This window comes from Corynebacterium sp. HMSC06D04, assembly GCF_001807315.1.
GTDB lineage: Bacteria > Actinomycetota > Actinomycetes > Mycobacteriales > Mycobacteriaceae > Corynebacterium > Corynebacterium simulans.
Window position 1 is genome coordinate 60,976 of sequence record NZ_KV788529.1, and the last position, 23,194, is coordinate 84,169.

Sequence of the window (23,194 nt, forward strand, 5' to 3'; positions counted from 1 at the left end):
GTAGCGGGACAAAAGACTTGATGTCTAAGGGCATGACTTTTCTGCGCACTCTCCGCTTAGGCGATGTGCTGCTTGCGGGCTTGGCCGTGTTATTGGCGCTCTTGTACACCCTGGTACTGGGGCCGCTGCCTATGGAGATCCACATCGTGCAAGCTGTGGTTTCGTGGGCCTTTGTCCCGTTCTTTCTCATTTGGCGGTCGCGGCCTGTCATTGCTCCGGTAGGGATGATTTTCTGTCTAGGGGCATGGGCAATTACCTGGATGCTGGCGCTCCCGACGAATTCTGGATTCTCTCCGTGGTTGGTTGCTGCTCCTTTAGCTGTTTATTCTTCTGCGCGTTTATGTGAAGAACGGTGGATTCCAAAGGCTATTCTCGGCGCAACGTTCGCTGGCACTTTCGCTTCGCCGTTCATGTGGAAGCTGCAACCAGACCTGACCGAGCGATACCGAAGCGGAACGGATTTTCTATTTACTTTCCTTTTCCACTGGCTACTTTTGTTACTCGTTTATGTAGTTGCGGTGCGTTTGCGTGACAAGGAGGTGGAACGGCAGGCGCGACAGCGTGAAGCTCAGGAAGAAGAGCGGCTTCTTATCGCGCGTGAACTACATGACGTACTAGCTCATTCGTTGACCCTCATCAAAGTTCAAGCAAATGCTGGTCTTGTTGCTTCGGGGACATCGGAGGAAGCATTGCGAACTATCCGAACTGAAGCGGACGGAGCGCTCGCGGAGGTGCGTTCAATTGTGTCCTCGCTACGGGCGCCGACAACGCGCGAGCCATCTCGCCAACTATCCGATATTCCCAAGGTCGTGGACGGTTTTCGCGCTGCAGGCCTTGATATCAGCGCAGATTTACCGAATACCCCGGTGACTCTTCCTGCGCTAACCCAATTGGCTTTGGTCCGGATTATCACGGAGGCACTGACTAATGTGCTTCGCCACCAAGGGACAGGGGCGACAGTTCGCCTGAAACTTTCTGATTCTGCTGCGCTGAGTGTTGAGTCATGGGGTAGACCACAAGGAGAGACATCAGGAGCCGGTGTAGGTTTGGTGGGAATCGCCGAAAGGGCTACAGCATTGGGTGGCTGGGTGCGTACCTCCGGAGACGCTCGGCACTTCCTAGTGGAAGCACAATTTCCGCAGAGGACAACATAATGATTCGAGTACTTCTTGCTGATGACCAGCCGCTGCTGCGCAGTGCGTTGGAAACCATTCTTAATGCCGCAGGGGACATTAAGGTCGTTGCCGCGGTCGGTGATGGGCAAGCAGCCGTCGAGGCTGCAGCTGCGCATTCGCTCGATATTGCGATTCTTGATATTCGGATGCCAGGGATGGATGGAATAGCTGCTGCAAGTGCCCTCTTGGCAAGGAACCCGTCACTTAGGGTGATCATGCTAACGACGTTTAATGAAGAGGAGCTGGTTCGTTCTGCGTTGCTCGCGGGAGTCCATGGTTTTCTTCTCAAAGATTCAGACCCGGAGGTGCTTTTAGGCGCTGTTCGTGCGGTTCATGCAGGAGAAGCCGTCCTAGCAAGCGGAGTGACCGGAACGGTTTTGGAGGGCTATCGCGCAGCGATTGCTGGACGAGCCGAACTATCAGCAGCGCAAAGGCAAGGGCTTGCATTGGTGACTCGACGCGAGTTGGAAGTGCTGCGGCTGATCACTAGTGGCGCGACTAACCGGGAAATTGCCCAAGAACTCGTCCTCGCTGAGACCACCGTAAAGACGCACGTTTCCTCGCTCATGTCGAAGCTGCAAGCTAGGGACCGTGTGGCTTTGGTGTTGCTAGGCCAAAAAGTCCTACTGCAGTAGGAGAACTTCCGGCCAAGGTTGGTTCTGCTGGGGGATACAGGAAAGAAGCTACGGCGACATACTTCTTTCATGTCCTCATCACTTAGCTTGTCACGTGTCACCAAGTCGTTCGGGAACCAGCGAGTCCTCAACGACGTCTCGCTTTCAGTAACTCCTGGACGAGTACATGCTTTGCTTGGGCGAAACGGCGCGGGAAAGTCCACCCTGATGTCGATTTTGTTGGGACTTTCATCTGCAGATTCGGGAACAATCGGTAAGCTGCCCACGGTCGGTGCGTCCTTGAATGGGCCAGCTTTCTACGGCCACCTCAGCGCACGGAATAACCTCCTTGTGCACACAAGATTGCTTGGTCTGCCCGCGGAGGAGGCCGATCGGGCTCTTGCTGTGGTTGGGCTGGTGGACGTCGGTGGCAAGAAAGCCAAGAGTTTTTCCACCGGAATGAAAGCTAGGTTGGCCCTAGGACAAGCGATTCTCGGCGACCCCGAAGTGCTCGTACTTGATGAGCCGCAAAATGGCCTTGACCCGCAAGGAATTAGTGAGCTGCGTGAGCTGCTGCGTGACTGGGCTGCGCGAGGCGGCACGGTTCTAGTTAGTTCTCACCAACTTGGGGAAGTACTTCATCTCGCAGATGACATTTCTGTGCTTGCACAAGGTGAAATCGTTTATTCGGGGCCTCTGCGTGATTTGGCTCCGGAAGGAAACTTGGAAGAAGAGTTCTTCCGCCTCACCGCAGGGGGACGCAATGTTTAGGCGTCAGCTTCATACCGAGCTGTTGCGCGCTCGCGGTACTTCGTTGGTGTGGTTGCCTTTGATAGCCGTGCCTTTGGTCCTTCTGACATATAACCTTTCTCGCCTTGCATCTCCTGCCACCGATGCGACGGGCGTACTCATGTGGCAATCAATGTATGTCACCGGGATGGCGGCTCCACTTGTTGCAATGTTTGCTGCAGCTGCGGAGGCACGGGAGAAGCGTGCTCGGTTTGGCGGGACGCATATGCGTTTGGCGGGGCTTCCGAAGGTGCAAAGGACGCGATTCTTGAATGCCGAAAGGTTGGCCCGCCTCCTCGTTGTCCTCCTCAGCATCGCTGTATTTCATGTAATTAATTTCGGCGGAAGTTGGTTGGCCGTCTATTCGCGCGAGAATAGCTCACGCATTCTCGCTGTCGGTGTGCTGTGCTTTGTCGGCTCGATTGGTATTGCTGGATTGGCAGCAGCAGTAGCACGCCTGACCAACTTGGTAGTGACACTCGTAGTGTTTGTTATCTGGCAACTATTCTTTGCTCTAAATCCCGTCGTGGAAGCCGACAATTGGTGGATGTGCCCGCCAGCATGGCCGGTGCGAGCTGTATTGCCGATTATGGGCATTCACCGAAACTCCGTTCCACTTGAGCCGGGTGCGTCTTTGGCAGCTGAGAAACCATGGAACGCATTAGCTTTGTGCGTTCTTCTTGCTCTGGTGGGAATTGCAGCAGCGCTCTGGGCACCAGATAGCTGGCACCCACGGCTAGTCCGACGCTCGAAAGCGACAGCAAACGAACCTGGGGTGGGGTGGAAGCCCGCTGTGGTTACAAGGGATTGTGCACAACGGCCACGGCCATTTTTAGCGCTTTGCTTTGCGGCTACGGCACCAGCGCTAGTGGCCTGCATGGTCCTTAGCGCAACGCTGCTGGTATTTACCGCTTTGCTGTACCCGGCCTCTTATGTCCATGGCCTGTTCGTGTTCGGCATTTTGCCCATCGGATCGGGGCTTGCACCCGTGCTGGGATGGGCTGCACTGCGCGATAGTTGGCCGTTGATGTTGCTCGAATATCGAGGGTGCCGAAGCACCTTGATCTACTGGTTAATCAGCGTGGTCGCTGTAATGTCAGCATGCAGCTTGCTTGCTGGGCTCATTGCTGGCGGTGCGCTTGGCGATGAGCTTCGCCGCCTCGTGCTCAGCATCGCAGTGGGCACCATTATCGCTTTGGCAAGCTTGCTATTAAATGCCCGATTCGGGAGCACGTTCACGCTTGCTCTGAGCATCGTGTTTGCGATCATTTCGCTTACGTTGGGCGGAGATGTCCTAGCGAATACTCCATTGTGGACTGTAGCCTTTAGCGCTTGGCCGGAGACGGTCACGAATATCGGCCGAATGACAGTAGCGATACCCGTGATTGTGGTAGCGCTCGCATCCCTTTGTTTCTGCTGGCAGAAGAAGGCTCCCATGGTCGGGAGCTCGGATTCTTAACTCGCGAGTGACTTCGTCCAGGAAGTCCACCAGAACTTCGGCTCAATGCCCAGCTTCGCGTTGATGGCGAGCATGCGCTCGTTGCTCAGCGCGTTGTAGGTGGTGACACGCTTTAAGCGTGGGTAGCGGGCAGCGGCTTCGCCCCAGAGCGCCTGCTTGACCAGCATGCCCCAGCCACGGCCACGGGCGCGGCGGTGGGTGATGGTCAGCTCTTGCTTGGCTACTTCGGGGTGTGAGGGATCGAGGAGCAGCACGGAGAGGGCGGCGATGCCTTCTTCATCGATGAGAACCGCATTGGCCGTGACCGTCTTGGAGCGAGCATGGTGCTTTGCGGCTTCCTGCAGCATTTCTTCGGTCCACTCGCGCTCGATGGGGCCTTCGGCGGTGGGGACGTCGAGGTCAGCAATTGAGAGGATCTCAAGGAAAGAGTCGGTGTGGTCCGAGAGGTGCTCGGGCAGGAGGTGGCCCTCGAAGTACTCGGCGCGCAGGCCTGCAGGCAGCTGCGCTGGCTCGGCTTTGGCGAGTTCAAGCTGGCAAGCCTGCTCCACGATGCCGAGTACAAAGCCGTGGCCTGTGAAAGCGGCGGCGCGGGGGTCGTCGTCAAGCCCGCCTATAGCAAAGTCAACATCCAATGTAATGGTGGTGCGGCCGTGCTGTGCCATGAGCTCCGCGGCCGCATCCAAGAGCGCATCGAGAACTTCTTCGCTGTAGTCATCGACGAAGATGGGGGCCAAATAGGCCAGCGTGGTCTCACCCGTCAGCGGCATGTTTACTCGCAGGAACCCGCGCGCACCGAGGTCGGTCTCATCCTCCTGGGCGCGCAGCTGGCCTTCCTGCTCGCAGGCGGCGAGCAGGAAGGAAAGGCGCTGGGAACTTGGACGCAAACTATTGAGCAAGCTGTCCATGGACTCGCAGAAATCATCGTTGCCTGCGAGGTATTTAAGCAATGCGCTGTCCGCCTCGTGGCATACGCGCAGCGCTAGGGAAGGGGAATCGTTGGTTTCCAAGTGGGGTGGGGCTATCTGAATGACGTGCATGGCAGCTTCTGCTTTCGGCGAGTGTTTTCCATTTAATTGTGATTTAGATTTCTTGAGCAGTAAAAGCCCATTGTAGGAAATTTTCGGTTACCTCTGAGGGCTAAAAGTTGCAGCGCGGACTATTAAAAACTGGCATGCTTGAAGGCATGACTCAAGGAAAGCTTATTCTTCTTCGACACGGACAATCCCAGTGGAACGAATCCAACCAGTTCACCGGTTGGGTCGACGTGGACCTCACCGCAAAGGGCGAGGCAGAAGCAAAGCGCGGCGGCGAGCTGCTGAAGGAAAAGGGCCTGCTGCCGGAGGTTCTCTACACCTCACTGCTGCGCCGTGCTATCCGCACCGCAAACATTGCGCTTAACGCGGCAGACCGTCACTGGATCCCGGTCGTGCGCGATTGGCGCCTCAACGAGCGCCACTACGGCGCTCTGCAGGGCCTGAACAAGGCAGAGACTAAGGACAAGTACGGCGAAGAGCAGTTCATGGCATGGCGCCGTTCCTACGGCACCCCGCCGCCAGAGCTGGAAGATTCCTCCGAGTACTCCCAGAGCGCCGACCCGCGCTACGGGGACCTGGAGCAGGTCCCGCGCACCGAATGCCTGAAGGACGTCGTCGAGCGCCTCGTTCCGTACTTCGAGGAGGAGATCCTCCCACGCGCCAAGAAGGGCGAGGTCGTTCTCATCGCCGCACACGGCAACTCCCTGCGTGCGCTGGTCAAGCACCTGGACAACATCTCTGACGAAGACATCGCTGGCCTGAATATTCCTACGGGCATTCCGCTGGTCTACGAGATTGCGGAAGACGGCAGCGTCCAGAACCCAGGCGGCACCTACCTGGATCCGGAAGCTGCTGCTGCCGGCGCCGCAGCGGTTGCGGCGCAGGGCGGCAAGTAAGAGCTTTTGAAGTACTGCGTACAATTCCCCGGGGGTCTATACTCCCTGGGGATTGTTTTGTTTTAACTGGTAATAGATACGTGGAATTACTTTTAGCTTTTCTAGCCGGCGTGGTGGTTTGCGCCTTCGCTCTACCGGTGATCTCTTGGGTGCGCGGGCGCATCGAGCGTTTCCGCAAATCTAATGATGCTGATTCCAACAGAGTCACTACCGTGAGCCAGGTTTTGCACTTGGCTATCCAAGGCGCGCCGACAGGCATCACGGTTCTCTCGCGCTCGAAGGAGGTCATCCTTTCTAATCCTTCAGCCCATGAGATGTCTTTGGTCCATGATCGCACTGTTAATCCGGATATCTGGAAGGTCGCGGAGGAGGTCTTCGCGGACAAGGAAACGCGCTCGCTTGACCTTTCCATTCCGAAGCGCCGTACCGGTAACCGAGTGACTCAGGTGCTGGCGGTGGTTAAGCCGCTGACGCTTAACGACGACCGCTTCGTCATCGTCTACGGCACCGACGAATCGGAGTCTGTGCGCATGGAAGCCGCTCGCCGCGACTTTGTGGCGAATGTCTCCCACGAGCTTAAGACCCCTGTCGGCGGCATCGCATTGCTGGCGGAGGCTCTGCTCAATGACCCGGCTGACGTTGAAACCGTGGAATACTTCGGTGGCAAACTACAAAAAGAAGCCAACCGCATGGCGGATATGGTCAACGAGCTGATCGCGCTTTCCAAGCTTCAAGGTGCGGAGGCGCTGCCGGAGATGGAGCCGCTAAATCTTGATGAATTGGTGGATGAAGCAATCTCCCGCAATCAGCTGGCAGCCGATTCACATCAGAATGAACTTACCCGCGGCAAGCCGGTGGGAGTGCAGGTCAAGGGCGATAAGGCGCTGCTTATCACCGCTATTTCCAACCTCATCTCCAATGCAATCCATTACTCGCCGGATGAGATGCCGGTGTCGGTGACCCTCAAGATCGTCGGTACCGATATCGTGCTCGTGCGCGTGACTGACCGCGGAATCGGTATCGCCCCGGAGGACCAAAAGCGAGTCTTCGAGCGCTTCTTCCGCGTGGATAAAGCTCGCTCGCGCCAGACCGGTGGCACGGGTCTGGGACTGGCTATCGTTAAGCACGTTGTGGCCAACCACGGTGGCAACATCAAGCTGTGGTCGCGGCCGGGCACGGGCTCGACCTTCACGATCGAGCTACCTATTTACAAAGACGAAACTGCAGCGGATAACGTAGAGAATCAGGATAATGAAGTAGATGGTGCCGTCAGCTCAGCTGCGCCTGGGCTTCCTCGTGCCGTCGCTCGCGTAGCCGCACGTCGAAAGGACAAAGCACAATGACCAACATCCTCATCGTTGAAGATGAAGAGTCGCTGGCCGATCCACTAGCGTTCCTTCTGCGCAAGGAGGGCTTTGACGTCATCCTCGCACCGGATGGTCCGACCGCCCTCGAGGAGTTTGCGAAGAACTCCGTCGACATCGTTCTTCTGGATCTCATGCTGCCGGGAATGTCCGGCACCGATGTGTGCAAGCAGCTGCGTTCGACGTCCTCGGTTCCAGTCATCATGGTCACGGCGCGTGACTCGGAGATTGATAAGGTCGTCGGCCTCGAGCTGGGTGCGGACGATTATGTGACCAAGCCTTATTCTTCCCGTGAGCTGATTGCGCGTATTCGCGCGGTTCTGCGCCGCGGCCAAGACTCTGCTTCTGAGGCTCCGCAGGAGGAGTTCGACGAGCAGATTCTTGAGGGCGGTCGCGTACGCATGGACGTTGAGCGTCACACCGTCACTGTCGACGGCGAGGCAGTCTCGATGCCGCTGAAGGAATTCGACCTGCTGGAGTACCTGCTGCGTAATGCAGGACGCGTTCTTACCCGCGGCCAGCTGATTGATCGTATTTGGGGCGCTGACTATGTGGGCGATACCAAGACACTAGACGTGCACGTCAAGCGCCTGCGCTCGAAGATCGAGGCGGAGCCTTCCCGCCCGCAGCACCTGGTGACGGTGCGCGGTCTGGGCTACAAGTTCGATCTTTAATAGGCGCCTTAGTAAGCGTTGGCCTTCACGCTGGCCGGGTGCCGCGTGAGGTTAACGCCAGCCTTGGCTGCTTCGGCTCGTGCGGAGCAGTGAGCAGCCAGGATTTCGTAGCATTCCTCGCCCATAAGGGCAATGAGCTCGGTTTTCTGAGAGAGCCACATGGGGTCCGGCGAGGTATGGCAGGACGCATCAGCGGAGCAATACCAATCGAAGTCTTCTCCGCCGTCGCCCCAACCGCGGCGATCGTATTCGCCGATGGTGGTGCGCAGAATTTCCTGGCCGTCTGGGCGCTCTTCATATTCCTCATGGCGGCGCAGCGGCAGCTGCCAGCACACTTCCGGCTTGACCACGGTCAGCTCTTCGCCTTCTGCCATTGCCCACTGATGCAGTGCGCAGCCCGCGCCGGTGGCCCAACCCGCGCGGTTGGCAAAGATGCAGGCGCCATCGACGATAGGCGTTTTAAGTGCTGGCTCTGGTTCCCCGTCGTCCCCGTCGAGCTCGTCCCATACGAGCCAGGGTTCTAGCTCGGTGGGGTCTTCGGCGGAAAGGTATTTATCTACCCCAGCTGGGCGTAGCTGCCAGTACTTGTCTGGCATGCGCTCGACGGCGTCGTAAAGCTGCTCCCGATCCGTTTCATCAGCCATGTACGCGCCATGGACGCAACATCCGACGTCGGGTTGGCTGGCATCGATGCCGTGGCAAGCCGCGGTGCCGAACTGACACGTGTAGTGCGATTCGACCCACGTGAGATCGATTGAAAAGACATGGTGGGGGTCCGCCGGATTGGTGAATTCGAACCATTCCCGTGGGAAATCGGGTGCCTCCTCGCGGCCTGCAAGGATCGAGGAGGCAGCGGGGGAAGAGCTGGGAAAACCGAGATAAACCGTGTGAGAATCTGGGTTATTTTTTGAGCTAGATTTCGGGCGATTCACACCTAACCACGGTAGACCTACTACTCTAGGAGTGTGCGATTAGGTGTATTAGACGTCGGAAGCAACACTGTTCACCTCGTTGCGGTTGACGCCGCTACGGGTGGACGCCCGACTCCGATGAGCGATTGGAAGACTCCGCTGCGTCTTGTGGAGCAGTTGGATAAGGACGGCAACATCCACGAAAAAGGCTTGAAGAAGCTGATTTCGGCGGTTGCTGAAGCAAACGAGCTGGGGCAAAAGTTGGGCTGTCATGAGTTCATTGCTTTTGCTACCTCGGCAGTGCGTTCTGCCCCGAACTCTGAGTACGTGCTTGATCAGGTGGAAAAGCAGACGGGTGTACGTCTGGAGATCCTCTCTGGCGAGGAAGAAGCACGTCTGACGTTCCTGGCCGTGCGCCGCTGGTACGGCTGGTCTGCAGGTCGCATCACCAACTTGGACATCGGCGGTGGCTCGTTGGAGCTTTCCACCGGTACTGATGAGCATCCCGACTTGGCATTTTCTCTGGACCTGGGCGCGGGCCGCTTGACCCACAATTGGTTCGACACCGATCCGCCTGAGAAGGCCAAGGTCAATATGCTCCGCGACTACATTGATGCGGAATTGGTACCAGTGACCGATCAGATGCGTGCAATGGGTACCGCGGGGCTTGCTGTGGGTACCTCAAAAACCTTCCGTACGCTGGCGCGACTTACCGGTGCCGCACCGTCTTCTGCGGGCCCTTATGTAAAGCGTACGCTGACCGCACCGGGCCTTCGTCAGCTCATCTCATTCATCTCCCGCATGACCGCAGCAGACAGAGCAGACCTCGAAGGGGTAAGTTCTAACCGATCGCATCAAATCGTCGCTGGCGCATTGGTGGCTGAGGCAAGCATGCGTGCCTTGGGTATTGAGAAGCTGGAGATCTGCCCTTGGGCACTCCGCGAAGGCGTAATTCTGCGACGAACCGATAAGGGACTGGAATAGGAAATAAACGTGGCTGACGAAAAACAGTTGACAGTAGCGGAGCTCCTCGCCCGTAACTCGAAGGAGCGCGCTGGTGCTGATTCTGAGGGCGGTTCACGCCGTCGCCGCCGCCGTAGTTTGGAAGACGGTGGCGTCTCGGTTGCCGAGCTCACCGGCAACCTGGAAAAAGTAAAGGCAACTCCGGCCGAGTCGAAGCACTCGAATGTCTCCATCGACGAAACCGCTCCAGTCATCCCTGCCCCAAAGCAGGAGCAGGATGAAAAGCAGGCCGCGGACAAGGCTTCCCAGCCTTCTACCGATGACACCCGCGTTATCAAGCGCGTAACGGACAAGCCTGAGGCAAAGCAGGACGCTGAAGATGCTAAGCCTGCGCAGGCTGATTCCAAGGACGACAGCAAGGCTCCTAAGGCTGCTGCGGCAACCACTGCGGCTGCTGGTACCACTGCGGCGGGCGCTGGCGCGGAAATGGGCAACAGCGTTCCGGTAAAGGCGCAGGAGAAGGACTTGCTTGAGACTGAGTCTGATGCGGATTACGAGGAAGATGATGAGAAGCTCAATCCGTTCTCTGTTTTGCTGCTTGCTCTCGTAGGAATCGTGCTCGGCGCAATCGTCTTCAAGGGCTTCGAGATTCTCTGGGATAGCTTCTCCCGCTCCATCGTTGCCATCTTGGCCGTTGCTGTAACCGCTCTCATGGTTGCTCTGGTGCACGTGCTGCGTACCAATCGTGATGGCGCCTCGATGGCGCTGGCTGCCTTCGTTGGTCTCGTACTGACCTTCGGCCCGCTGCTCATCGTTATGTAGGCGAAAATTCATCGCACCTTATAAAGCGCACCGCTTAGCTCTTAAAGCAGGCGGTGCGCTTTTGTATATCGACAGCGAGGAGACTAAGCCCAAGGTGTAAAGGAGCGGGTAACAAGGTGGCCTGGCCGCAGGCTTTCTGGCACTGTGGTTGGCATGGCAAAAATTGCAGTACTTGGTGGAGGACAAATCGGTGAGGCCCTCGTTTCGGGCCTCGTGAACGCTGGCTATGACGGTGCGGACATCGTCGTGACTAACCGCAGCGAGGATCGTCGCGCGCATATGGAAAAGACCTACGGCGTTAAGACCTTGAGCGATAACAGGGCGGCTGTGAAGGATGCAGACTTCGTCTTTGGCTGCGTGAAGCCTTATGCCATTGAAGAGGTCTTCGCAGAAGCAGAGATTCCTACAAGCGCTGTCGCAGTGTCCCTGGCTGCTGGCATCCAGTTAGAAAAGCTGGAGGCCGCTGCCGGTGACGGAGTGCCGGTTGTGCGCGTTATGCCGAATACGCCGATGTTGGTGGGCAAGGGCATGAGCACGGCTACCGCGGGCACCCACGTCAGTGAGGAGCAATTCGACGGCGTTGTGGAGCTTCTGGGTGCCGTCGGTGAAGTAGCAGTCGTTGCTGAAAAGGACATCGATGCAGCCGCAGCGTTGGCGGGTTCCGCGCCGGCTTATTTCTTCCTTGTTGTTGAGGCGCTTGTCGACGCCGGCGTGCAGCTGGGTCTTACCCGTGACGTTGCGACGAAGCTGGCCACCCAGACGGCTTCTGGTGCCGGTGCCATGCTCGTCGAGTCCGGCCGTGAGCCGCTCGCGTTGCGTGCTGGCGTTACCTCCCCAGGCGGCACGACTGCGGCAGCAGTGCGCGAGTTGGAGGAGTCCGGCTTGCGTGGCGCGTTCTACCGCGCGGCAGAAGCATGCGCACAGCGTGCCAAGGAGCTTGGCTAAAGGCTTCCTAGCAGCACGGGTGTCCCCAATGTGGACCAAAAATCAGAGCGGCCGATCCTCGTGTGACACCAGTTGCGCGGGGAGTTTGGCGAGAGCTGGGGGACACCTGGGAAAAAATTTGGCTCTTGGGTCGCATTAGTCACAGGTTTCACGATAGGCTGGTACGAGCACGTGCGTGAATGTCCTGTGGGAGGGGAAGCCTACAGCGCGTCACGGGCTGAAGGGTTAGATAAACTATGGCTAATGAAGATAAGGGAACCTTTTTGACCATCGCCGAGGTCGCAGAAATCATGCGAGTCTCCAAGATGACTGTCTACCGTTTGGTTCACGCAGGCGAAATGCCGGCAGTTCGCGTTGGACGCTCTTTCCGCGTTCACGAGTCTGCGGTTAACGAGTACCTCGAGGCTTCCGTTTACGGAGCTTAAAATACTCGCGCCTTCGACAGTGTCCACCTCTGCTGACCAGCTTGGTCTGCGGTGGTGGGCACTGTCTTTTTTGGTACGTAGGCCCCGACTGGGTAAGATAGTCACCATTCGTGCCAGCGGTCCTGCGTCTTCCACGCCTTGTTCGCAAAGCGTGGGGTTGCTGAGAAGTGCACCTTAGCGGCCATTTCCAGGCTGTGGCTGGCAGGTTTAGTACGTACTGATCTCGAAAGTGAGGAAACCTACTATGGGTTCTGTCATCAAGAAGCGCCGTAAGCGCATGTCCAAGAAGAAGCACCGCAAGATGCTGCGCCGCACCCGCGTTCAGCGTCGTAAGCTTGGCAAGTAAACATTTAGGCCTCGGTTTCCCGAAAGGGAGCCGGGGCCTTTTTGTCGCAAAGGCGCTACTTTCTTATCCAGCGCCAGCCGCCATAAGAGAAGGCTGCGGTGGCCAGGGCAGGAAGGCCGTAGGCGCGCACGGCTTTGCGCACAGACCGGTAGTCGCGGATGAGCCAGCCGTTGTCTTCGGCGACGTCGCGTAGCTTGGAGTCGGGGTTAATCGCTACGGCGGTGCCAACCATCGACAACATTGGTACGTCGTTGACGGAGTCCGAGTAGGCGGTGCAGCGCTCTAGGTCGAGGCCTTCAATGGTGGCCAGTGCCGCGACGGCATGGGTCTTGCCAGGGCCGTGCAGGATATCACCCAGCAGGCGGCCGGTGAACTTGCCGTCTTTTACCTCAGGCACGGTGCCGAGCGCACCAGTGAAGCCAAAACGCTTTGCCAGCACCTGGGCCAGCTGTACCGGGGTCGCGGTTACTAGCCAGACCTGCTGGCCCGCGGCCACGTGCAGCTGCGCCAGCTGATTGGTTCCCGGATATGCACGGCGGGCCAGGGAAGCATCGACGATTTCCTCGCACAGTGCCACCATGTCTTCTACCGAGCGGCCTTTGACAAAGTCCAAGGCCTGCACGCGGCCAGCGGCGACATCGTCGGCATTTTCACTGCCCGAGACGCGGTACTTCAACTGCTTCCACGCAATGGGCAGGATTTCCCGGAGCTTGAAGTAGCGCTTGCGGTAGAGCCCAAAGGCGAAAGCAACCAGGGAAGAGCCCTGAATCAGCGTGTTGTCCACGTCGAAGAAGGCCGCGGCCCCGGCGTCTTGTGGGACATCCGGATCCGGCTGGGTGATCTTCTTCGCGCCGGCGGACTCAAAAGAACCCTGCACGGAATCCACGCCCGAGTGATAGGACTCTAGGTCGAGGCCGAAAATGCTATCCACCGCAGCGCGTGCAGCAGCCTCACCAGCGGTCTTTTGTGCGTCGTCGTCAAGCGGCGCTAATGCTTGGTTCTCAAGAAAATTGCGTAGATTTCCCCGGCTGGCGGTCCAATTCGCGAGGAAGTCGCGGGGAGAATCGGGCATTCCGGGTGGGGTGGGGGACGCAGAGGACACGGGTACGCATGCAGCTTTCGACGGGGAGGCGGACTATCGTGTCCATAGTAAACCTTTCGACCAATGGCGTCTTTTTATAAAGCGCCAAAGTCAGGAGCAAATAGGGATATGTCGCGCCGTGTCGTAGAGTTGATGGTTCGTACTACCTGCGGTTCTTGCGCTAGGGTACGGGAGCAAATTGCCCCAGTAGTAGAAGCCGCCGGAGCGGATTTTTATATCCGCAACGTTGATGAAGACCAAGAATTGGCAATGGAATACGGCGACCGTGTGCCCGTTGTAGTCATTGACGGAGAAGAGTTCTCCTGCTGGGAAGTAGACAACGAAGAGCTCGCAGCCGAGCTTGCGGCTAGCCCTAATTAGTCCTAATTAGCCCCTATTTAGCACAGCCTTAGTTCGGCAAAAGCCGGATAAACTATTAGGCTTTTGGTTGATTTATGTCAATCAAAGGGTTGATCTGAAAGTGGAGGATTGTGCATGAGTGTGCTCGTCGTGGGCATGTCCCACCAGTCGGCACCAGTAGCGCTGCTGGAGAAACTAAGCATGGATGACGCGGTGCAAAACACCGCTTGCGGGGAGCTGGTTTCTGCACAATCTCTTTCCGAGGCCATGATCATCTCCACGTGTAACCGAATGGAGGTCTACACGGTCACCAATTCCTTCCACACCGGTGTCCAGGACGTGGTGCACGTGCTGGCTGAGGTTTCCGGGGTTCCGGAGGAGGACCTGCGCCGCTACCTGTACGTGCGCTACGCCGATGCCGCGGCCGAGCACCTGATGACGGTGACCTCCGGTCTTGATTCCATGGTCATGGGCGAGCAACAAATCATCGGCCAGGTGCGTGCGGCTTATCAATCGGCCTCGGACCAGGGCACGGTCGGCGCACGACTGCACGCTTTGGCGCAGTCCGCACTGCACACCGGTAAGCGCGTGCACACTGAGACCAACATCGACGAGGCCGGTTCCTCGATGGTTTCCTTTGCCTTTGACCAGGCGCTACAGCGCATGGGGCAGGAGAACCTGCAGGGCCAGCGCGTGCTTATCCTGGGCGCGGGCGCCATGGCTTCTTTGGCCGCCACCCACGCGGGACGATTAGGCGCCCAGCTGGTCATCGCTAACCGCACCCGCGAGCGCGCCGAGCGCCTTGCCTCCCATGCGCATGAGGCGGGCGTGCGCGCTGAGGTCATTGACTTTGGCGAGCGTGCCCAGGCTTTAGGACAGGTAGACATGGCGATTTCTGCCACCGGCGCGCAGAACTTCACCATTACTGAAAGCGACGTCGCCAAGCACGGCGCACAAGGCAAGGCCCTGATGCTCGTCGACCTTTCCCTGCCGCGTGACATCGATGATGCCGCGGCGGACATCGATAACGTTGATCTGGTTAACATCGAGCGCCTGAGCCGCTCGCTCAACGCCGCTGACACCGACATCGCTGCAGGAACGAGCCCGCACGCGCAGGCTCGCCGCATCGTCAACGAGGAGCTTGAATCCTATGCTTCCGCACAGCGCGTGCGCGACGTCGTTCCCGCAGTATCCGCTTTGCGACGCCGCGCTGCCGACCTCGTCGAATGCGAAGTCGCCCGCCTGAACCAAAAGCACCCGGAACTGGATGAAAAGCAGATGGATGATGTCTCCCGTGCCCTCAAACGCGTGGTGGACAAGCTACTGCACGAGCCGACGGTGCGAGCTAAGCAGTTGGCTGCTAACTCCGGATCGGTCAGCCATGAAAGGGCGCTGCAGGAGCTGTTCGGTCTGCAGTTAGAAGGCAGCGGCGTCTCCGTAGACGTCGAGGATCTGCCAGCCTTGAGCGAAGTCAAAAAGAGCCAAGAACAAAGCACTAATTAGAGGAAACTTTTAAAAATATGTTCAAGATCGGTACCCGCGGTTCCAAGCTCGCTACGACGCAGTCCGGCCACGTGCGCGATTGGCTGGCGGCCAAGGGCTTTGCGTCTGAGCTCCACATCGTCACCACTCACGGTGACGTCAACATGGCGCCGGTCGAGCGCATCGGTGTGGGCGTATTTACCCAGGCGCTGCGCGAGGCGCTGTATGCCGGCGAATGCGATATCGCGGTGCACTCCTTCAAGGATCTGCCCACGGCAGCGGACGAACGCTTCCTCCTCGTCGTCCCGGAACGGCAAGACGTGCGCGAGGCGCTCGTGGCGCGCGATGGACTTACCTTGGCGCAGCTGCCGGAGGGCGCGCGCGTGGGTACCTCGGCGCCGCGGCGCATCAGCCAGCTCAAGGCGGTGCGCCCGGACCTGGACATCCAGCCGTTGCGCGGCAACATCGATACCCGCATGGGCAAGGTAACCTCCGGCGAGCTTGATGCCGTGGTGCTGGCCTATGCCGGGTTGGTGCGCGCCGATTATCAGGACCGTGCCACCGAGGTTTTCTCGCCTGCAGACTTCATGCCGGCCCCGGCGCAGGGCGCGCTGGCCATCGAGGCTGTCAAGGATTCTGCGGCTGCCTGTGCCATCGAAACCCTCATTGATGAGGAAGCAACTGCGGCCGCACTGGGCGAGCGCACCGTGCTCTCCCGCTTAGAGGCCGGCTGCACCGCTCCGGTAGCAGCTACCTCCGAGGTGGACGGCGATAAGCTCACCGTTCGTGGCGGCGTATTCGCGCTTGACGGCTCTCGCCAACTTCTGGCCACCGCTTCCGGTTCCCTGAACGATGCTGCGGCACTGGGCAGCGCTGTATCTGAGGAGCTTTTCTCCCGTGGCGCAGCCGAGCTGCTGGGTAACTAATTTTTTGTTTAGGCCTTGATAATTTAAGGTGTATCTAGCACACAATCATTGGCCTCCAATGATTCGGCCCCCCTTAATTTGATCCCAGGACTTCTGGCCTGGGATTTTGGCCGTTAATACGCTGTGAAGAACACCGCCCGCTGGTCGCAGGGTTTTCGCCGCGCACGATCATGTCCGTGCGTGGTGCCTGAGGCCCAAACGTAGAAAAGAACCTTATGAGCAACGCTGTGCCGGACACTCAGTCTGAACTGGGAAAAGTCGTTTTTGTAGGCGCCGGCCCAGGCAATCCTGACCTGTTGACCGTCCGCGCCCGCGAGGTTCTCGAGGCGAACGCAATCGCAATCGTCGATGAAGAGGTTTCCTCCGGAATCCGCGACGTCGTCGCGCGCGCAGTTCCCGTACCGCAGGAGCTTCTCGACGCCGCGGAAGAAGAGTACGCGCGCATCTGTGCGGAGGCCAAGGAGGCTGGCGCGCGCCGCAAGCCGCCGCGTCCTGCTCCGCCAACGGCAGCGGTATTTTATGCGCCGCAATCTGAAGACATCGTGGCGCAACTGCGCGAAGGCTTGGTAGAAGCCGATGGACTTGACGTCATCCGCCTAGTCAGCGGTAATCCGCTCAATCGCGAGTCCATCAAGGAAGAAATCTCGGCCGTGGCCGCCGAAGGCCTGGAGTTCCAGGTAGTACCCGGCATGTCCCTGCCTTCTACCGTTCCTTCCTTCGCTGGTCTGGCTTTGGGCGCTACTTATACCGAGGCGGATATTACTGAAGGCGCTGATTGGGATGCGCTGGCAAGCGCTACCCAGCCGCTGGTACTGCAGGCAACCGCCGCCGACCTTTCGGTGATCTCCCGGGAGCTCATCGAGCGCGGCATGTCTGCGGACATTGAGGCTTACGTGACTGTTCACGGCACCACCCGTCTGCAGCGCACGCATGAGACCACCTTGGGAACTTTGGGCAAGCTCGACGCCGAGTTGCCCGGCGACCTCGTGGTGACCTTGGGGCGCAGCTTTGACGATCGTTCCAAGTACTCCTGGTGGGAGAATCGTCCGCTCTATGGCTGGCGGGTGCTGGTGCCACGCACCAAGGAGCAGGCAGCTGCCATGTCCGCGCGCTTGGCCGGCTATGGCGCCATCCCGCAGTCTGTGCCGACTATCTCGGTGGAGCCGCCTCGCAACCCGGCGCAGATGGATCGCGCTATCAAGGGCATCGTGGAAGGCCGCTACAAATGGATCGTGTTTACCTCCGTGAATGCGGTTTCTGCAGTGTGGAACAAGATTGCGGAGCTGGGCCTGGATGCCCGCGACTTCGCCGGCGTTCACTTGGCCGCCGTTGGCACCAAGACCGCCGATGCCATCCGCGCCAAGGGCATGGTCCCGGAGCTGCTGCCGAATAAGCGCAAGCAAAACGCTGAGGGCTTGGTCGAGGTCTTCCCGAACTATGTCGAAGACATCGACGCTGTGGGCCGTGTGCTTTTGCCGCGGGCGGACATTGCGGGCGATGCCCTGGTTACCGGCCTGGAGGAGCTGGGCTGGGACGTTGATGACGTCGTGGCTTATCGCACCGTGCGCGCCGCCCCTCCTTCGGCGGAGATCCGCGACATGATCAAGTCCGGCGGCTTCGACGCCGTGGCCTTTACCTCGGGCTCTACCGTGCGCAACCTAGTCGGCATCGCCGGCAAGCCGCACGCGCGCACCATCATCGCCTGCATCGGCCCTTCCACGAAGGCCGCCGCCGAAGAGCTGGGCCTGCGCGTCGACGTGGTCCCGGAGGTTGCTGAGGTGCCAGCGCTTATCGACGCCCTGGCTGAACACGTTGCCGCCCTGCGCGCTGCGGGCAACCTGCCGGCACCGCGGAAGAAGCGCCGCTCGCGTAAGAAGGCGACCAAGTCTGCTTAAGTCTGCCGCATCCGTCTGGCAGCGGGGCAAGGTTAGTCTGCAACTAAAGTATGAGTAGACTGGCGAGGCAAAGAAAAAGACCTCTAGGGAGAAATATTCATGAGCCTTGTTCGCCGTCCCCGCCGCCTGCGCCAGTCTGCTGCTTTCCGCGAATTGGTCGCGGAGACTTCCGTGCAACCTGCGGATCTGATCCTGCCGATGTTCATCATGGACGGCATCGATAAGCCGCAGGAAATTACTTCCATGCCGGGCGTCTATCAGCACACGCTCGATTCCCTCAAGCGCGCTGCCCATGAAGCACTCGATGCGGGCGTTAAGTGCGTTGACCTCTTTGGCGTTCCGCGGGAGGAAGACAAGGATGCCACCGGCTCCGTTGCCTGGGATCCGGAGGGCATCTTGAACCGCGGTATTGCGGAGCTGCGCCAGGAGTTCGGCGATGACCTTATCGTTATGGCAGATACTTGCCTGGATGAGTTCACTTCGCACGGCCACTGCGGCATGCTCGATGAATCCGGACGCGTACTTAACGATAAGACCGTCAGCCTGTACCAAGACATGGCTCGCTCGCAGGCTCGCGCGGGTGTTCACATGGTTAGCCCTTCCGGCATGATGGATGGCCAGATTGCCGCCATCCGTGAGGCGCTTGACGAAGCCGGCCATGAAGACGTCGCCATCATGGCTTATTCCGCAAAATACGCGTCTGCCTTCTTTGGCCCGTTCCGCGATGCCGTGGGCTCCTCCCTAGAAGGAGATCGCCGCACCTACCAGCAGGATCCGCGCAACTTCCGCGAGTCCCTTTTGGAGATCGACTTGGACATTGAGGAAGGTGCTGACTTCGTCATGGTCAAGCCGGGCCTGCCATACCTCGATGTGCTGGCCGCTGCGGCTGAGCGCTCTAGCGTGCCGGTTGCGGTTTACCAGGTTTCTGGTGAGTACGCGATGATTAAGGCCGCTGCGCAAAATGGCTGGATTGATGGAGAGGCCGTTATGCTGGAGTCCTTGACCGCATTCAAGCGCGCCGGTGCGGATCAGATCCTTACTTACTTCGCCACCGACGCCGCTCGTTTGCTGAAGTAGCCGCTTCTTTCTTTCCGCGGCCACTGGCCAATTTTTCGCGAATATACAGTACATAAGGAATTTTGTGACACTTCCGGCTTCCCCTCAGCCCCCTCAGAATCAGCAGCCTCCACAGCCGCAGCAGGCTCCGAAGGAGCGAACGGAGACTCAAAACCCGCAGCATGCGCCGCAGCACCGTGGGGCGCCGCAGACAGGTAATGCCAAGCCGCCGCAGGCTCCGAAGGAGCGCACGGAGGCCGTAAACCTCATGCTGAAGCTGTGGGCGGGCACGCTGGCTTTGGAGGTCATTCACCAGATTTTGAACCTGGTGATGACGTTGCTGAATCGCTCGGTGCTTTTTGCCCAGGCACGCCAGACGGCGGAGGAAGCCGCGCAGGACTCTGGTCAGAAGGTCTCTGATTCCTTGATTGAGGTAATCGGCTATGGCTCGGTGGCATTTTCCTCCGTGCTCTCGCTGGTTATCATCGTCGTTCTCGCAGTGATGCTGCACTTACTCAATAAGGGCGGCAAAGCCGCGGCAACCGGACGCCGCCTGTGGTTCGCGTTCTCCCTCTTCTTTGCCTTCCGCACGCTCCTCGTCTTCCTCGCCACGCCCGCGGGCAATGAGGCGCCGGACTGGCTGATTGCCGGCGATGGCATCAACCAAATCCTGGTTGGTGTCGGAGCAGTAATGGGCCTTATCTTCTCGCTTAAGGAAGAGACGCTGGATTACACCGGCGAGCTGGAGCAGATGCGCAAGCTGGAGCAAGAGCTGGCGCAGGAACGCCGCGAGAAGGAACGCGAGCGCCGCGAACAGGAGCGCAAAGAGCTGATGGAAAAGCAGCAACAGCAAAAGCAGGATGCGAAGGCTGGCAAGGATGAGCAGGAGCCGCGCCGATGACAAGCATGTTCCCTGGCCAGGGAAGTGGCCAGCCTAAGGGCGACCCATCGCGCCCAGGTCCGGTGGACTACAACCGCGCTGGCCGCAAGCAGGCTGGAAGCAAGCAGTCCGAAGTAGACACCGCGGGTGCCGGCGGCGCGCCGAAGTCGCTGCGCTTTGCCTACTGGGTGCTCGTGATTGCGGCGATCATCATGCTGGTTTCCGGCATGATTGGCATGTTCGGTGACTCTGGCGCGGAAGAAGTCGCTGCCTCAAAGCAGGTTGCTGATTATTTGTCCCGCAACCGCAACTTCGTGGCTATTTCTAACATCGTGTGTGCGCTCGTGATGGCGCTGTGCGCGCCGCAACTGCCGCATGGCTCCAAGTGGTCGCGTCGGATCATCACCATCGCGATTGCCTTTAGCTTGTTTGTCAACATTGCCGCCATGGCCTTGGGCGTGGGCGGGCTCGGCCTAGTGGCCATCCCGGTTGTGCTGGCCGTGGCGTTGTTGTTGCTCTATCGCCCGGATTCGAACCAGTTTATGCGCGAGCGTAATCCGCGCTTCTAGCTCGCGGGCCTGTCCAAGGCAGAGCTAACTAGATTTAAATCCAACTTTTGATTCATAATGAAGACCATGTCACGAACTAGAAACGCCCCTCTCATCGATGCCGCCGCTGGCCGCACGCCGTCCCGTCCGCCCGTGTGGTTCATGCGTCAAGCAGGGCGTTCCCTGCCGGAATACCGCAAGGTTCGGGAGGGCATCGACATGCTCGACTCGTGCTTCATGCCGGAGCTGCTCGCTGAGATCACCCTGCAGCCGGTGCGCCGCCACGACGTTGATGCCGCGATTTTGTTCAGCGATATCGTCGTGCCGCTCAAGGCCGCTGGCGTCGGCGTGGACATCGTGCCTGGCCGCGGGCCAGTGATGGAACAGCCAGTGCGCACCAAAGAGGACGTCGCCAAGCTGCCCATCCTGGACACTGATGTTCCGCAGGTTCGCGATGGCATCGCCATCATCTTGGATGAGCTGACCGAGACCCAGGCGCTTATCGGTTTCGTCGGCGCCCCATTTACCTTGGCCAGCTACCTGGTGGAGGGTGGTCCTTCCAAGAACCACGAGAAGACAAAGGCCCTTATGCATGCGGAGCCGCAGACCTGGCACGCACTGATGGAGCGCCTGACGCCGACCATCATCAACTTCCTGCAACTGCAGATGGAAGCGGGCATCGATGCGATGCAGCTTTTTGATTCCTGGGCGGGCTACCTCAATGAGCGCGACTACCGCGAGTTCGTGCTTCCTTATTCCACGGAGATTTTGAAGGCCGCGGAAGGCCGCATCCCGCGCATCCACTTCGGCGTGGGAACGGGCGAGCTGCTCGGCGCGATGTCGGAGGCTGGCAGTGAGGTCATGGGCGTGGATTACCGCGTGCCCATGGATGCCGCTGCAGGCCGTGTTAACGCCAGCGTGTTGCAGGGCAACCTGGATCCGGCGCTGCTTTTTGCTGGCGACGACGCCATTCGCAGCGCGGTGCGCACCATCAAGGGCGAGGTCGCGGCAGCCCAAGCAGCCGGCGACATCGATACGCATATCTGGAATCTTGGCCACGGAGTTTTGCCAACCACAGAGGCGGAGGCTGTTACCCGCGCCGTCTCTATCATTCACGAGGAGGGCTAATGAAGATCGCGATTATTGGTGCTGGCTTGGCAGGCCTTACAGCAGCGTGGGAGATTGCTTCCCATGACTCTGGGCACAAGGTGGACGTGTATGAGGCTGAGGGCCGCATCGGCGGCAAGCTTTACACGGTTCCGTTTAATGACGGCCCAACAGACATGGGCGCTGAGGCTTTCTTAGCCCGCAACGAAGAGGTAGTGGAATTTTTCACCAAGCTGGGCTTGGCGGATTCCTTTGTTTCTCCTTCGGGTCTATCCCCGCTGGTCTACGTCGATTCCAAGCTGCAGTCCCTGCCTTCCGGCGGCATGATGGGCATCCCGTCCTCGTCTGAGTCCATCGCTCCGCTGGTCTCTGCGGAGACCGCGCGCCGTATCGACAACGAAGAGCCTTTCGAGTGGAAAATCGGTGGCGATGTTTCGGTGGGCAAGCTGGTCCGTCAGCAGTTTGGTGACGACGTGGTGGACCACGTGGTCTCCGCCCTTCTGGGTGGCGTCTATTCCTGCACTGCGGATGACTTGGGCCTGCGCGCCACGATCCCGGCGCTGGCCGCTAGCTTGGATAAGCTCGCAGCTGATGGCCCGGTCAAGCTTTCCGACGCCGTCCGCGCAATGGAGCAGGCACGCCCACGCACCCCGGGCAAGGGGGCGCCTTTCCAGACTTTCCGCGGCGGCTACGCTGAGGTTTACGAGGCGCTCGCGGAAAAGTCCGGCGCCGATATTCACCTCGATTCCTTTATCTCCGGAGTGACCCGTGAGTCCGAGGGCTTCCGCGTCAAGGGCGCACCGAACGAGGCCGGCCTTTATGACCGCGTGCTTTTTGCCACCCCGGCGCCCACTACCGCGCGTCTTCTGCCGGCTCTTTCTCCTGCGGCTTCTGCCGCGCTGAAGAAGGTCAAACTGGCCGGTTCTGTGGTCGTCGGCTTCAAGTTCGATTCCGATACCGATCCGAACGGCAACCGCCTGCCGGATAACACCGGCATTTTGGTGGGCACGGATCAAGAGGACGTACACGCTAAAGCGTTTACGCTGTCTTCGCGCAAGTGGCCGCACCTGGCTGAACGCGGCGGCGCGCTGGTGCGTGCTTCCTTCGGCCGTTTCGGCGACGACGCCCTCGTCCGCGCGGAGGAAGACGATCTGGTTGATTACGCCTTGGACGATCTTCAGCACATCACCGGCTTCGATGGCCGCGCCGCCGGCGTTTCCGAGATCTTCACCCAACGCTGGTTCGGCGGCATCCCGCGCTACGACGAGACCCACCTGGACACAGTCGCTGCAGCGCACGCCGCGCTTGCCGACGTCCCCGGCATCGAGGCCACCGGCGCCTGGTCCGGCGGTGTGGGCGTGCCAGCCGTTGTGGCAGATGCACGCGGTGCCGTTGAGCGGCTGCTCGCGTAGTAGAGCAGCCAAGCTCTCACACGCACACAA

At 59.2% G+C, this 23,194-nt stretch carries 24 protein-coding genes; 21 read left to right on the top strand and 3 right to left on the bottom strand.

The features are described from left to right. Nucleotides 1–20 precede the first annotated feature (20 nt). The 4 genes from HMPREF3155_RS02620 (at nt 21) to HMPREF3155_RS02635 (ending at nt 4,037) form a co-directional block, all read left to right on the top strand. Nucleotides 21–1,154, top strand: coding sequence for a sensor histidine kinase (locus HMPREF3155_RS02620; RefSeq protein ID WP_083281225.1), 1,134 nt, complete (start codon nt 21–23; stop codon nt 1,152–1,154). Further along, nucleotides 1,154–1,810, top strand: a complete 657-nt coding sequence (locus tag HMPREF3155_RS02625; RefSeq protein ID WP_061920336.1) for a response regulator — start codon at nt 1,154–1,156, stop codon at nt 1,808–1,810. Before HMPREF3155_RS02620 ends, HMPREF3155_RS02625 begins: the two co-directional genes overlap by 1 nt. A 69-nt stretch (nt 1,811–1,879) precedes the next feature. After that, nucleotides 1,880–2,560, top strand: a complete 681-nt coding sequence (locus HMPREF3155_RS02630) for an ATP-binding cassette domain-containing protein (RefSeq protein WP_061920338.1) — start codon at nt 1,880–1,882, stop codon at nt 2,558–2,560. Between the two features lie 286 nt (nt 2,561–2,846). Next, nucleotides 2,847–4,037: an ABC-2 family transporter permease gene (locus HMPREF3155_RS02635; RefSeq protein ID WP_141741015.1), complete on the top strand. Its 1,191-nt coding sequence runs from the start codon at nt 2,847–2,849 to the stop codon at nt 4,035–4,037. On the opposite strand, the gene HMPREF3155_RS02640 is transcribed toward HMPREF3155_RS02635, so the two are convergent. After that, the gene (locus HMPREF3155_RS02640; RefSeq protein ID WP_061920342.1) at nt 4,034–5,074 is read right to left on the bottom strand and encodes a hypothetical protein; all 1,041 of its coding nucleotides are present in this window, start codon (nt 5,072–5,074) and stop codon (nt 4,034–4,036) included. The genes HMPREF3155_RS02635 and HMPREF3155_RS02640 overlap by 4 nt on opposite strands. 146 nt (nt 5,075–5,220) lie before the next feature. On the opposite strand from HMPREF3155_RS02640, the gene HMPREF3155_RS02645 reads away from it, so the two are divergent. The 3 genes from HMPREF3155_RS02645 to HMPREF3155_RS02655 all read left to right on the top strand — a co-directional run bounded on the left by HMPREF3155_RS02645 (nt 5,221) and on the right by HMPREF3155_RS02655 (nt 8,005). Beyond that, nucleotides 5,221–5,967, top strand: coding sequence for a phosphoglyceromutase (locus HMPREF3155_RS02645; RefSeq protein ID WP_061920385.1), 747 nt, complete (start codon nt 5,221–5,223; stop codon nt 5,965–5,967). Nucleotides 5,968–6,047: 80 nt separating this feature from the next. Next, nucleotides 6,048–7,310 (top strand): sensor histidine kinase, encoded by a 1,263-nt coding sequence (locus HMPREF3155_RS02650; RefSeq protein ID WP_070432520.1) that lies wholly within the window; start codon nt 6,048–6,050, stop codon nt 7,308–7,310. Further along, the gene (locus tag HMPREF3155_RS02655) at nt 7,307–8,005 is read left to right on the top strand and encodes a response regulator transcription factor (RefSeq protein ID WP_061920346.1); all 699 of its coding nucleotides are present in this window, start codon (nt 7,307–7,309) and stop codon (nt 8,003–8,005) included. Before HMPREF3155_RS02650 ends, HMPREF3155_RS02655 begins: the two co-directional genes overlap by 4 nt. An 8-nt stretch (nt 8,006–8,013) precedes the next feature. On the opposite strand, the gene HMPREF3155_RS02660 is transcribed toward HMPREF3155_RS02655, so the two are convergent. Beyond that, complete coding sequence (locus HMPREF3155_RS02660) at nt 8,014–8,937, bottom strand: DUF3109 family protein (protein ID WP_070432521.1); 924 nt, start codon at nt 8,935–8,937, stop codon at nt 8,014–8,016. Between the two features lie 33 nt (nt 8,938–8,970). On the opposite strand from HMPREF3155_RS02660, the gene HMPREF3155_RS02665 reads away from it, so the two are divergent. The 5 genes from HMPREF3155_RS02665 to HMPREF3155_RS12530 all read left to right on the top strand — a co-directional run bounded on the left by HMPREF3155_RS02665 (nt 8,971) and on the right by HMPREF3155_RS12530 (nt 12,417). Further along, the gene (locus HMPREF3155_RS02665) at nt 8,971–9,900 is read left to right on the top strand and encodes a Ppx/GppA family phosphatase (protein WP_082778541.1); all 930 of its coding nucleotides are present in this window, start codon (nt 8,971–8,973) and stop codon (nt 9,898–9,900) included. A 9-nt stretch (nt 9,901–9,909) separates the two neighbouring features. Continuing rightward, entirely contained in the window at nt 9,910–10,701 is a 792-nt protein-coding gene (locus tag HMPREF3155_RS02670) for a Yip1 family protein (protein WP_061920352.1), read from the top strand. Nucleotides 10,702–10,854: 153 nt separating this feature from the next. Further along, nucleotides 10,855–11,646 carry a pyrroline-5-carboxylate reductase gene (gene proC, locus HMPREF3155_RS02675; RefSeq protein WP_061920354.1) on the top strand — a complete coding sequence of 264 codons (792 nt, stop codon included), beginning with the start codon at nt 10,855–10,857 and terminating at the stop codon, nt 11,644–11,646. A gap of 236 nt (nt 11,647–11,882) precedes the next feature. Further along, the gene (locus HMPREF3155_RS02680; RefSeq protein ID WP_005527601.1) at nt 11,883–12,071 is read left to right on the top strand and encodes a helix-turn-helix domain-containing protein; all 189 of its coding nucleotides are present in this window, start codon (nt 11,883–11,885) and stop codon (nt 12,069–12,071) included. A gap of 244 nt (nt 12,072–12,315) precedes the next feature. Continuing rightward, on the top strand, nt 12,316–12,417 hold the full coding sequence (locus HMPREF3155_RS12530) for a 30S ribosomal protein bS22 (RefSeq protein ID WP_003855542.1): 102 nt from the start codon (nt 12,316–12,318) through the stop codon (nt 12,415–12,417). A 55-nt stretch (nt 12,418–12,472) separates the two neighbouring features. Here the strand turns inward: HMPREF3155_RS12530 and HMPREF3155_RS02685 are convergent, their stop codons facing one another. Then, a complete protein-coding gene (locus HMPREF3155_RS02685) occupies nt 12,473–13,489 on the bottom strand; it encodes an HAD-IB family hydrolase (protein WP_061920387.1) in 1,017 nt (338 codons plus the stop codon). Nucleotides 13,490–13,627: 138 nt separating this feature from the next. Here HMPREF3155_RS02685 and HMPREF3155_RS02690 point away from each other — a divergent pair, with 138 nt between their 5' ends. The 9 genes from HMPREF3155_RS02690 (at nt 13,628) to HMPREF3155_RS02730 (ending at nt 23,164) form a co-directional block, all read left to right on the top strand. Continuing rightward, on the top strand, nt 13,628–13,879 hold the full coding sequence (locus tag HMPREF3155_RS02690) for a glutaredoxin family protein (RefSeq protein WP_061920356.1): 252 nt from the start codon (nt 13,628–13,630) through the stop codon (nt 13,877–13,879). A 114-nt stretch (nt 13,880–13,993) separates the two neighbouring features. Next, nucleotides 13,994–15,361 (top strand): glutamyl-tRNA reductase, encoded by a 1,368-nt coding sequence (locus HMPREF3155_RS02695; RefSeq protein ID WP_061920358.1) that lies wholly within the window; start codon nt 13,994–13,996, stop codon nt 15,359–15,361. 17 nt (nt 15,362–15,378) lie between these two features. Beyond that, complete coding sequence (gene hemC, locus HMPREF3155_RS02700) at nt 15,379–16,266, top strand: hydroxymethylbilane synthase (RefSeq protein WP_061920360.1); 888 nt, start codon at nt 15,379–15,381, stop codon at nt 16,264–16,266. Between the two features lie 215 nt (nt 16,267–16,481). Further along, complete coding sequence (locus HMPREF3155_RS02705) at nt 16,482–18,161, top strand: bifunctional uroporphyrinogen-III C-methyltransferase/uroporphyrinogen-III synthase (protein WP_061920362.1); 1,680 nt, start codon at nt 16,482–16,484, stop codon at nt 18,159–18,161. A gap of 99 nt (nt 18,162–18,260) precedes the next feature. Beyond that, nucleotides 18,261–19,238, top strand: a complete 978-nt coding sequence (gene hemB, locus HMPREF3155_RS02710) for a porphobilinogen synthase (protein WP_061920364.1) — start codon at nt 18,261–18,263, stop codon at nt 19,236–19,238. A gap of 64 nt (nt 19,239–19,302) precedes the next feature. Continuing rightward, the gene (locus HMPREF3155_RS02715; protein ID WP_235590992.1) at nt 19,303–20,118 is read left to right on the top strand and encodes an MFS transporter; all 816 of its coding nucleotides are present in this window, start codon (nt 19,303–19,305) and stop codon (nt 20,116–20,118) included. Then, nucleotides 20,115–20,666 carry a hypothetical protein gene (locus HMPREF3155_RS02720; RefSeq protein ID WP_061920366.1) on the top strand — a complete coding sequence of 184 codons (552 nt, stop codon included), beginning with the start codon at nt 20,115–20,117 and terminating at the stop codon, nt 20,664–20,666. Before HMPREF3155_RS02715 ends, HMPREF3155_RS02720 begins: the two co-directional genes overlap by 4 nt. 66 nt (nt 20,667–20,732) lie before the next feature. Then, nucleotides 20,733–21,773 carry a uroporphyrinogen decarboxylase gene (hemE, locus tag HMPREF3155_RS02725; RefSeq protein ID WP_070432522.1) on the top strand — a complete coding sequence of 347 codons (1,041 nt, stop codon included), beginning with the start codon at nt 20,733–20,735 and terminating at the stop codon, nt 21,771–21,773. Further along, on the top strand, nt 21,773–23,164 hold the full coding sequence (locus HMPREF3155_RS02730; RefSeq protein WP_061920370.1) for a protoporphyrinogen oxidase: 1,392 nt from the start codon (nt 21,773–21,775) through the stop codon (nt 23,162–23,164). The genes hemE and HMPREF3155_RS02730 overlap by 1 nt, the downstream gene beginning before the upstream one ends. Nucleotides 23,165–23,194: the final 30 nt, after the last annotated feature.

What these genes read in the sequence shown, in the direction of transcription:
- HMPREF3155_RS02625 (WP_061920336.1), top strand. Translation starts at nt 1,154, where the DNA reads ATGATTCGAGTACTTCTTGCTGATGACCAGCCGCTGCTGCGCAGTGCG.
- HMPREF3155_RS02705 (WP_061920362.1), top strand. Translation starts at nt 16,482, where the DNA reads ATGAGCAACGCTGTGCCGGACACTCAGTCTGAACTGGGAAAAGTCGTT.
- HMPREF3155_RS02645 (WP_061920385.1), top strand. Translation starts at nt 5,221, where the DNA reads ATGACTCAAGGAAAGCTTATTCTTCTTCGACACGGACAATCCCAGTGG.
- hemC (WP_061920360.1), top strand. Translation starts at nt 15,379, where the DNA reads ATGTTCAAGATCGGTACCCGCGGTTCCAAGCTCGCTACGACGCAGTCC.
- HMPREF3155_RS12530 (WP_003855542.1), top strand. Translation starts at nt 12,316, where the DNA reads ATGGGTTCTGTCATCAAGAAGCGCCGTAAGCGCATGTCCAAGAAGAAG.
- hemE (WP_070432522.1), top strand. Translation starts at nt 20,733, where the DNA reads ATGTCACGAACTAGAAACGCCCCTCTCATCGATGCCGCCGCTGGCCGC.
- HMPREF3155_RS02620 (WP_083281225.1), top strand. Translation starts at nt 21, where the DNA reads ATGTCTAAGGGCATGACTTTTCTGCGCACTCTCCGCTTAGGCGATGTG.
- HMPREF3155_RS02690 (WP_061920356.1), top strand. Translation starts at nt 13,628, where the DNA reads ATGTCGCGCCGTGTCGTAGAGTTGATGGTTCGTACTACCTGCGGTTCT.
- HMPREF3155_RS02695 (WP_061920358.1), top strand. Translation starts at nt 13,994, where the DNA reads ATGAGTGTGCTCGTCGTGGGCATGTCCCACCAGTCGGCACCAGTAGCG.
- HMPREF3155_RS02730 (WP_061920370.1), top strand. Translation starts at nt 21,773, where the DNA reads ATGAAGATCGCGATTATTGGTGCTGGCTTGGCAGGCCTTACAGCAGCG.
- HMPREF3155_RS02720 (WP_061920366.1), top strand. Translation starts at nt 20,115, where the DNA reads ATGACAAGCATGTTCCCTGGCCAGGGAAGTGGCCAGCCTAAGGGCGAC.
- HMPREF3155_RS02680 (WP_005527601.1), top strand. Translation starts at nt 11,883, where the DNA reads ATGGCTAATGAAGATAAGGGAACCTTTTTGACCATCGCCGAGGTCGCA.
- HMPREF3155_RS02630 (WP_061920338.1), top strand. Translation starts at nt 1,880, where the DNA reads ATGTCCTCATCACTTAGCTTGTCACGTGTCACCAAGTCGTTCGGGAAC.
- proC (WP_061920354.1), top strand. Translation starts at nt 10,855, where the DNA reads ATGGCAAAAATTGCAGTACTTGGTGGAGGACAAATCGGTGAGGCCCTC.
- HMPREF3155_RS02685 (WP_061920387.1), bottom strand. Translation starts at nt 13,489, where the DNA reads ATGCCCGATTCTCCCCGCGACTTCCTCGCGAATTGGACCGCCAGCCGG.
- HMPREF3155_RS02640 (WP_061920342.1), bottom strand. Translation starts at nt 5,074, where the DNA reads ATGCACGTCATTCAGATAGCCCCACCCCACTTGGAAACCAACGATTCC.
- hemB (WP_061920364.1), top strand. Translation starts at nt 18,261, where the DNA reads ATGAGCCTTGTTCGCCGTCCCCGCCGCCTGCGCCAGTCTGCTGCTTTC.
- HMPREF3155_RS02655 (WP_061920346.1), top strand. Translation starts at nt 7,307, where the DNA reads ATGACCAACATCCTCATCGTTGAAGATGAAGAGTCGCTGGCCGATCCA.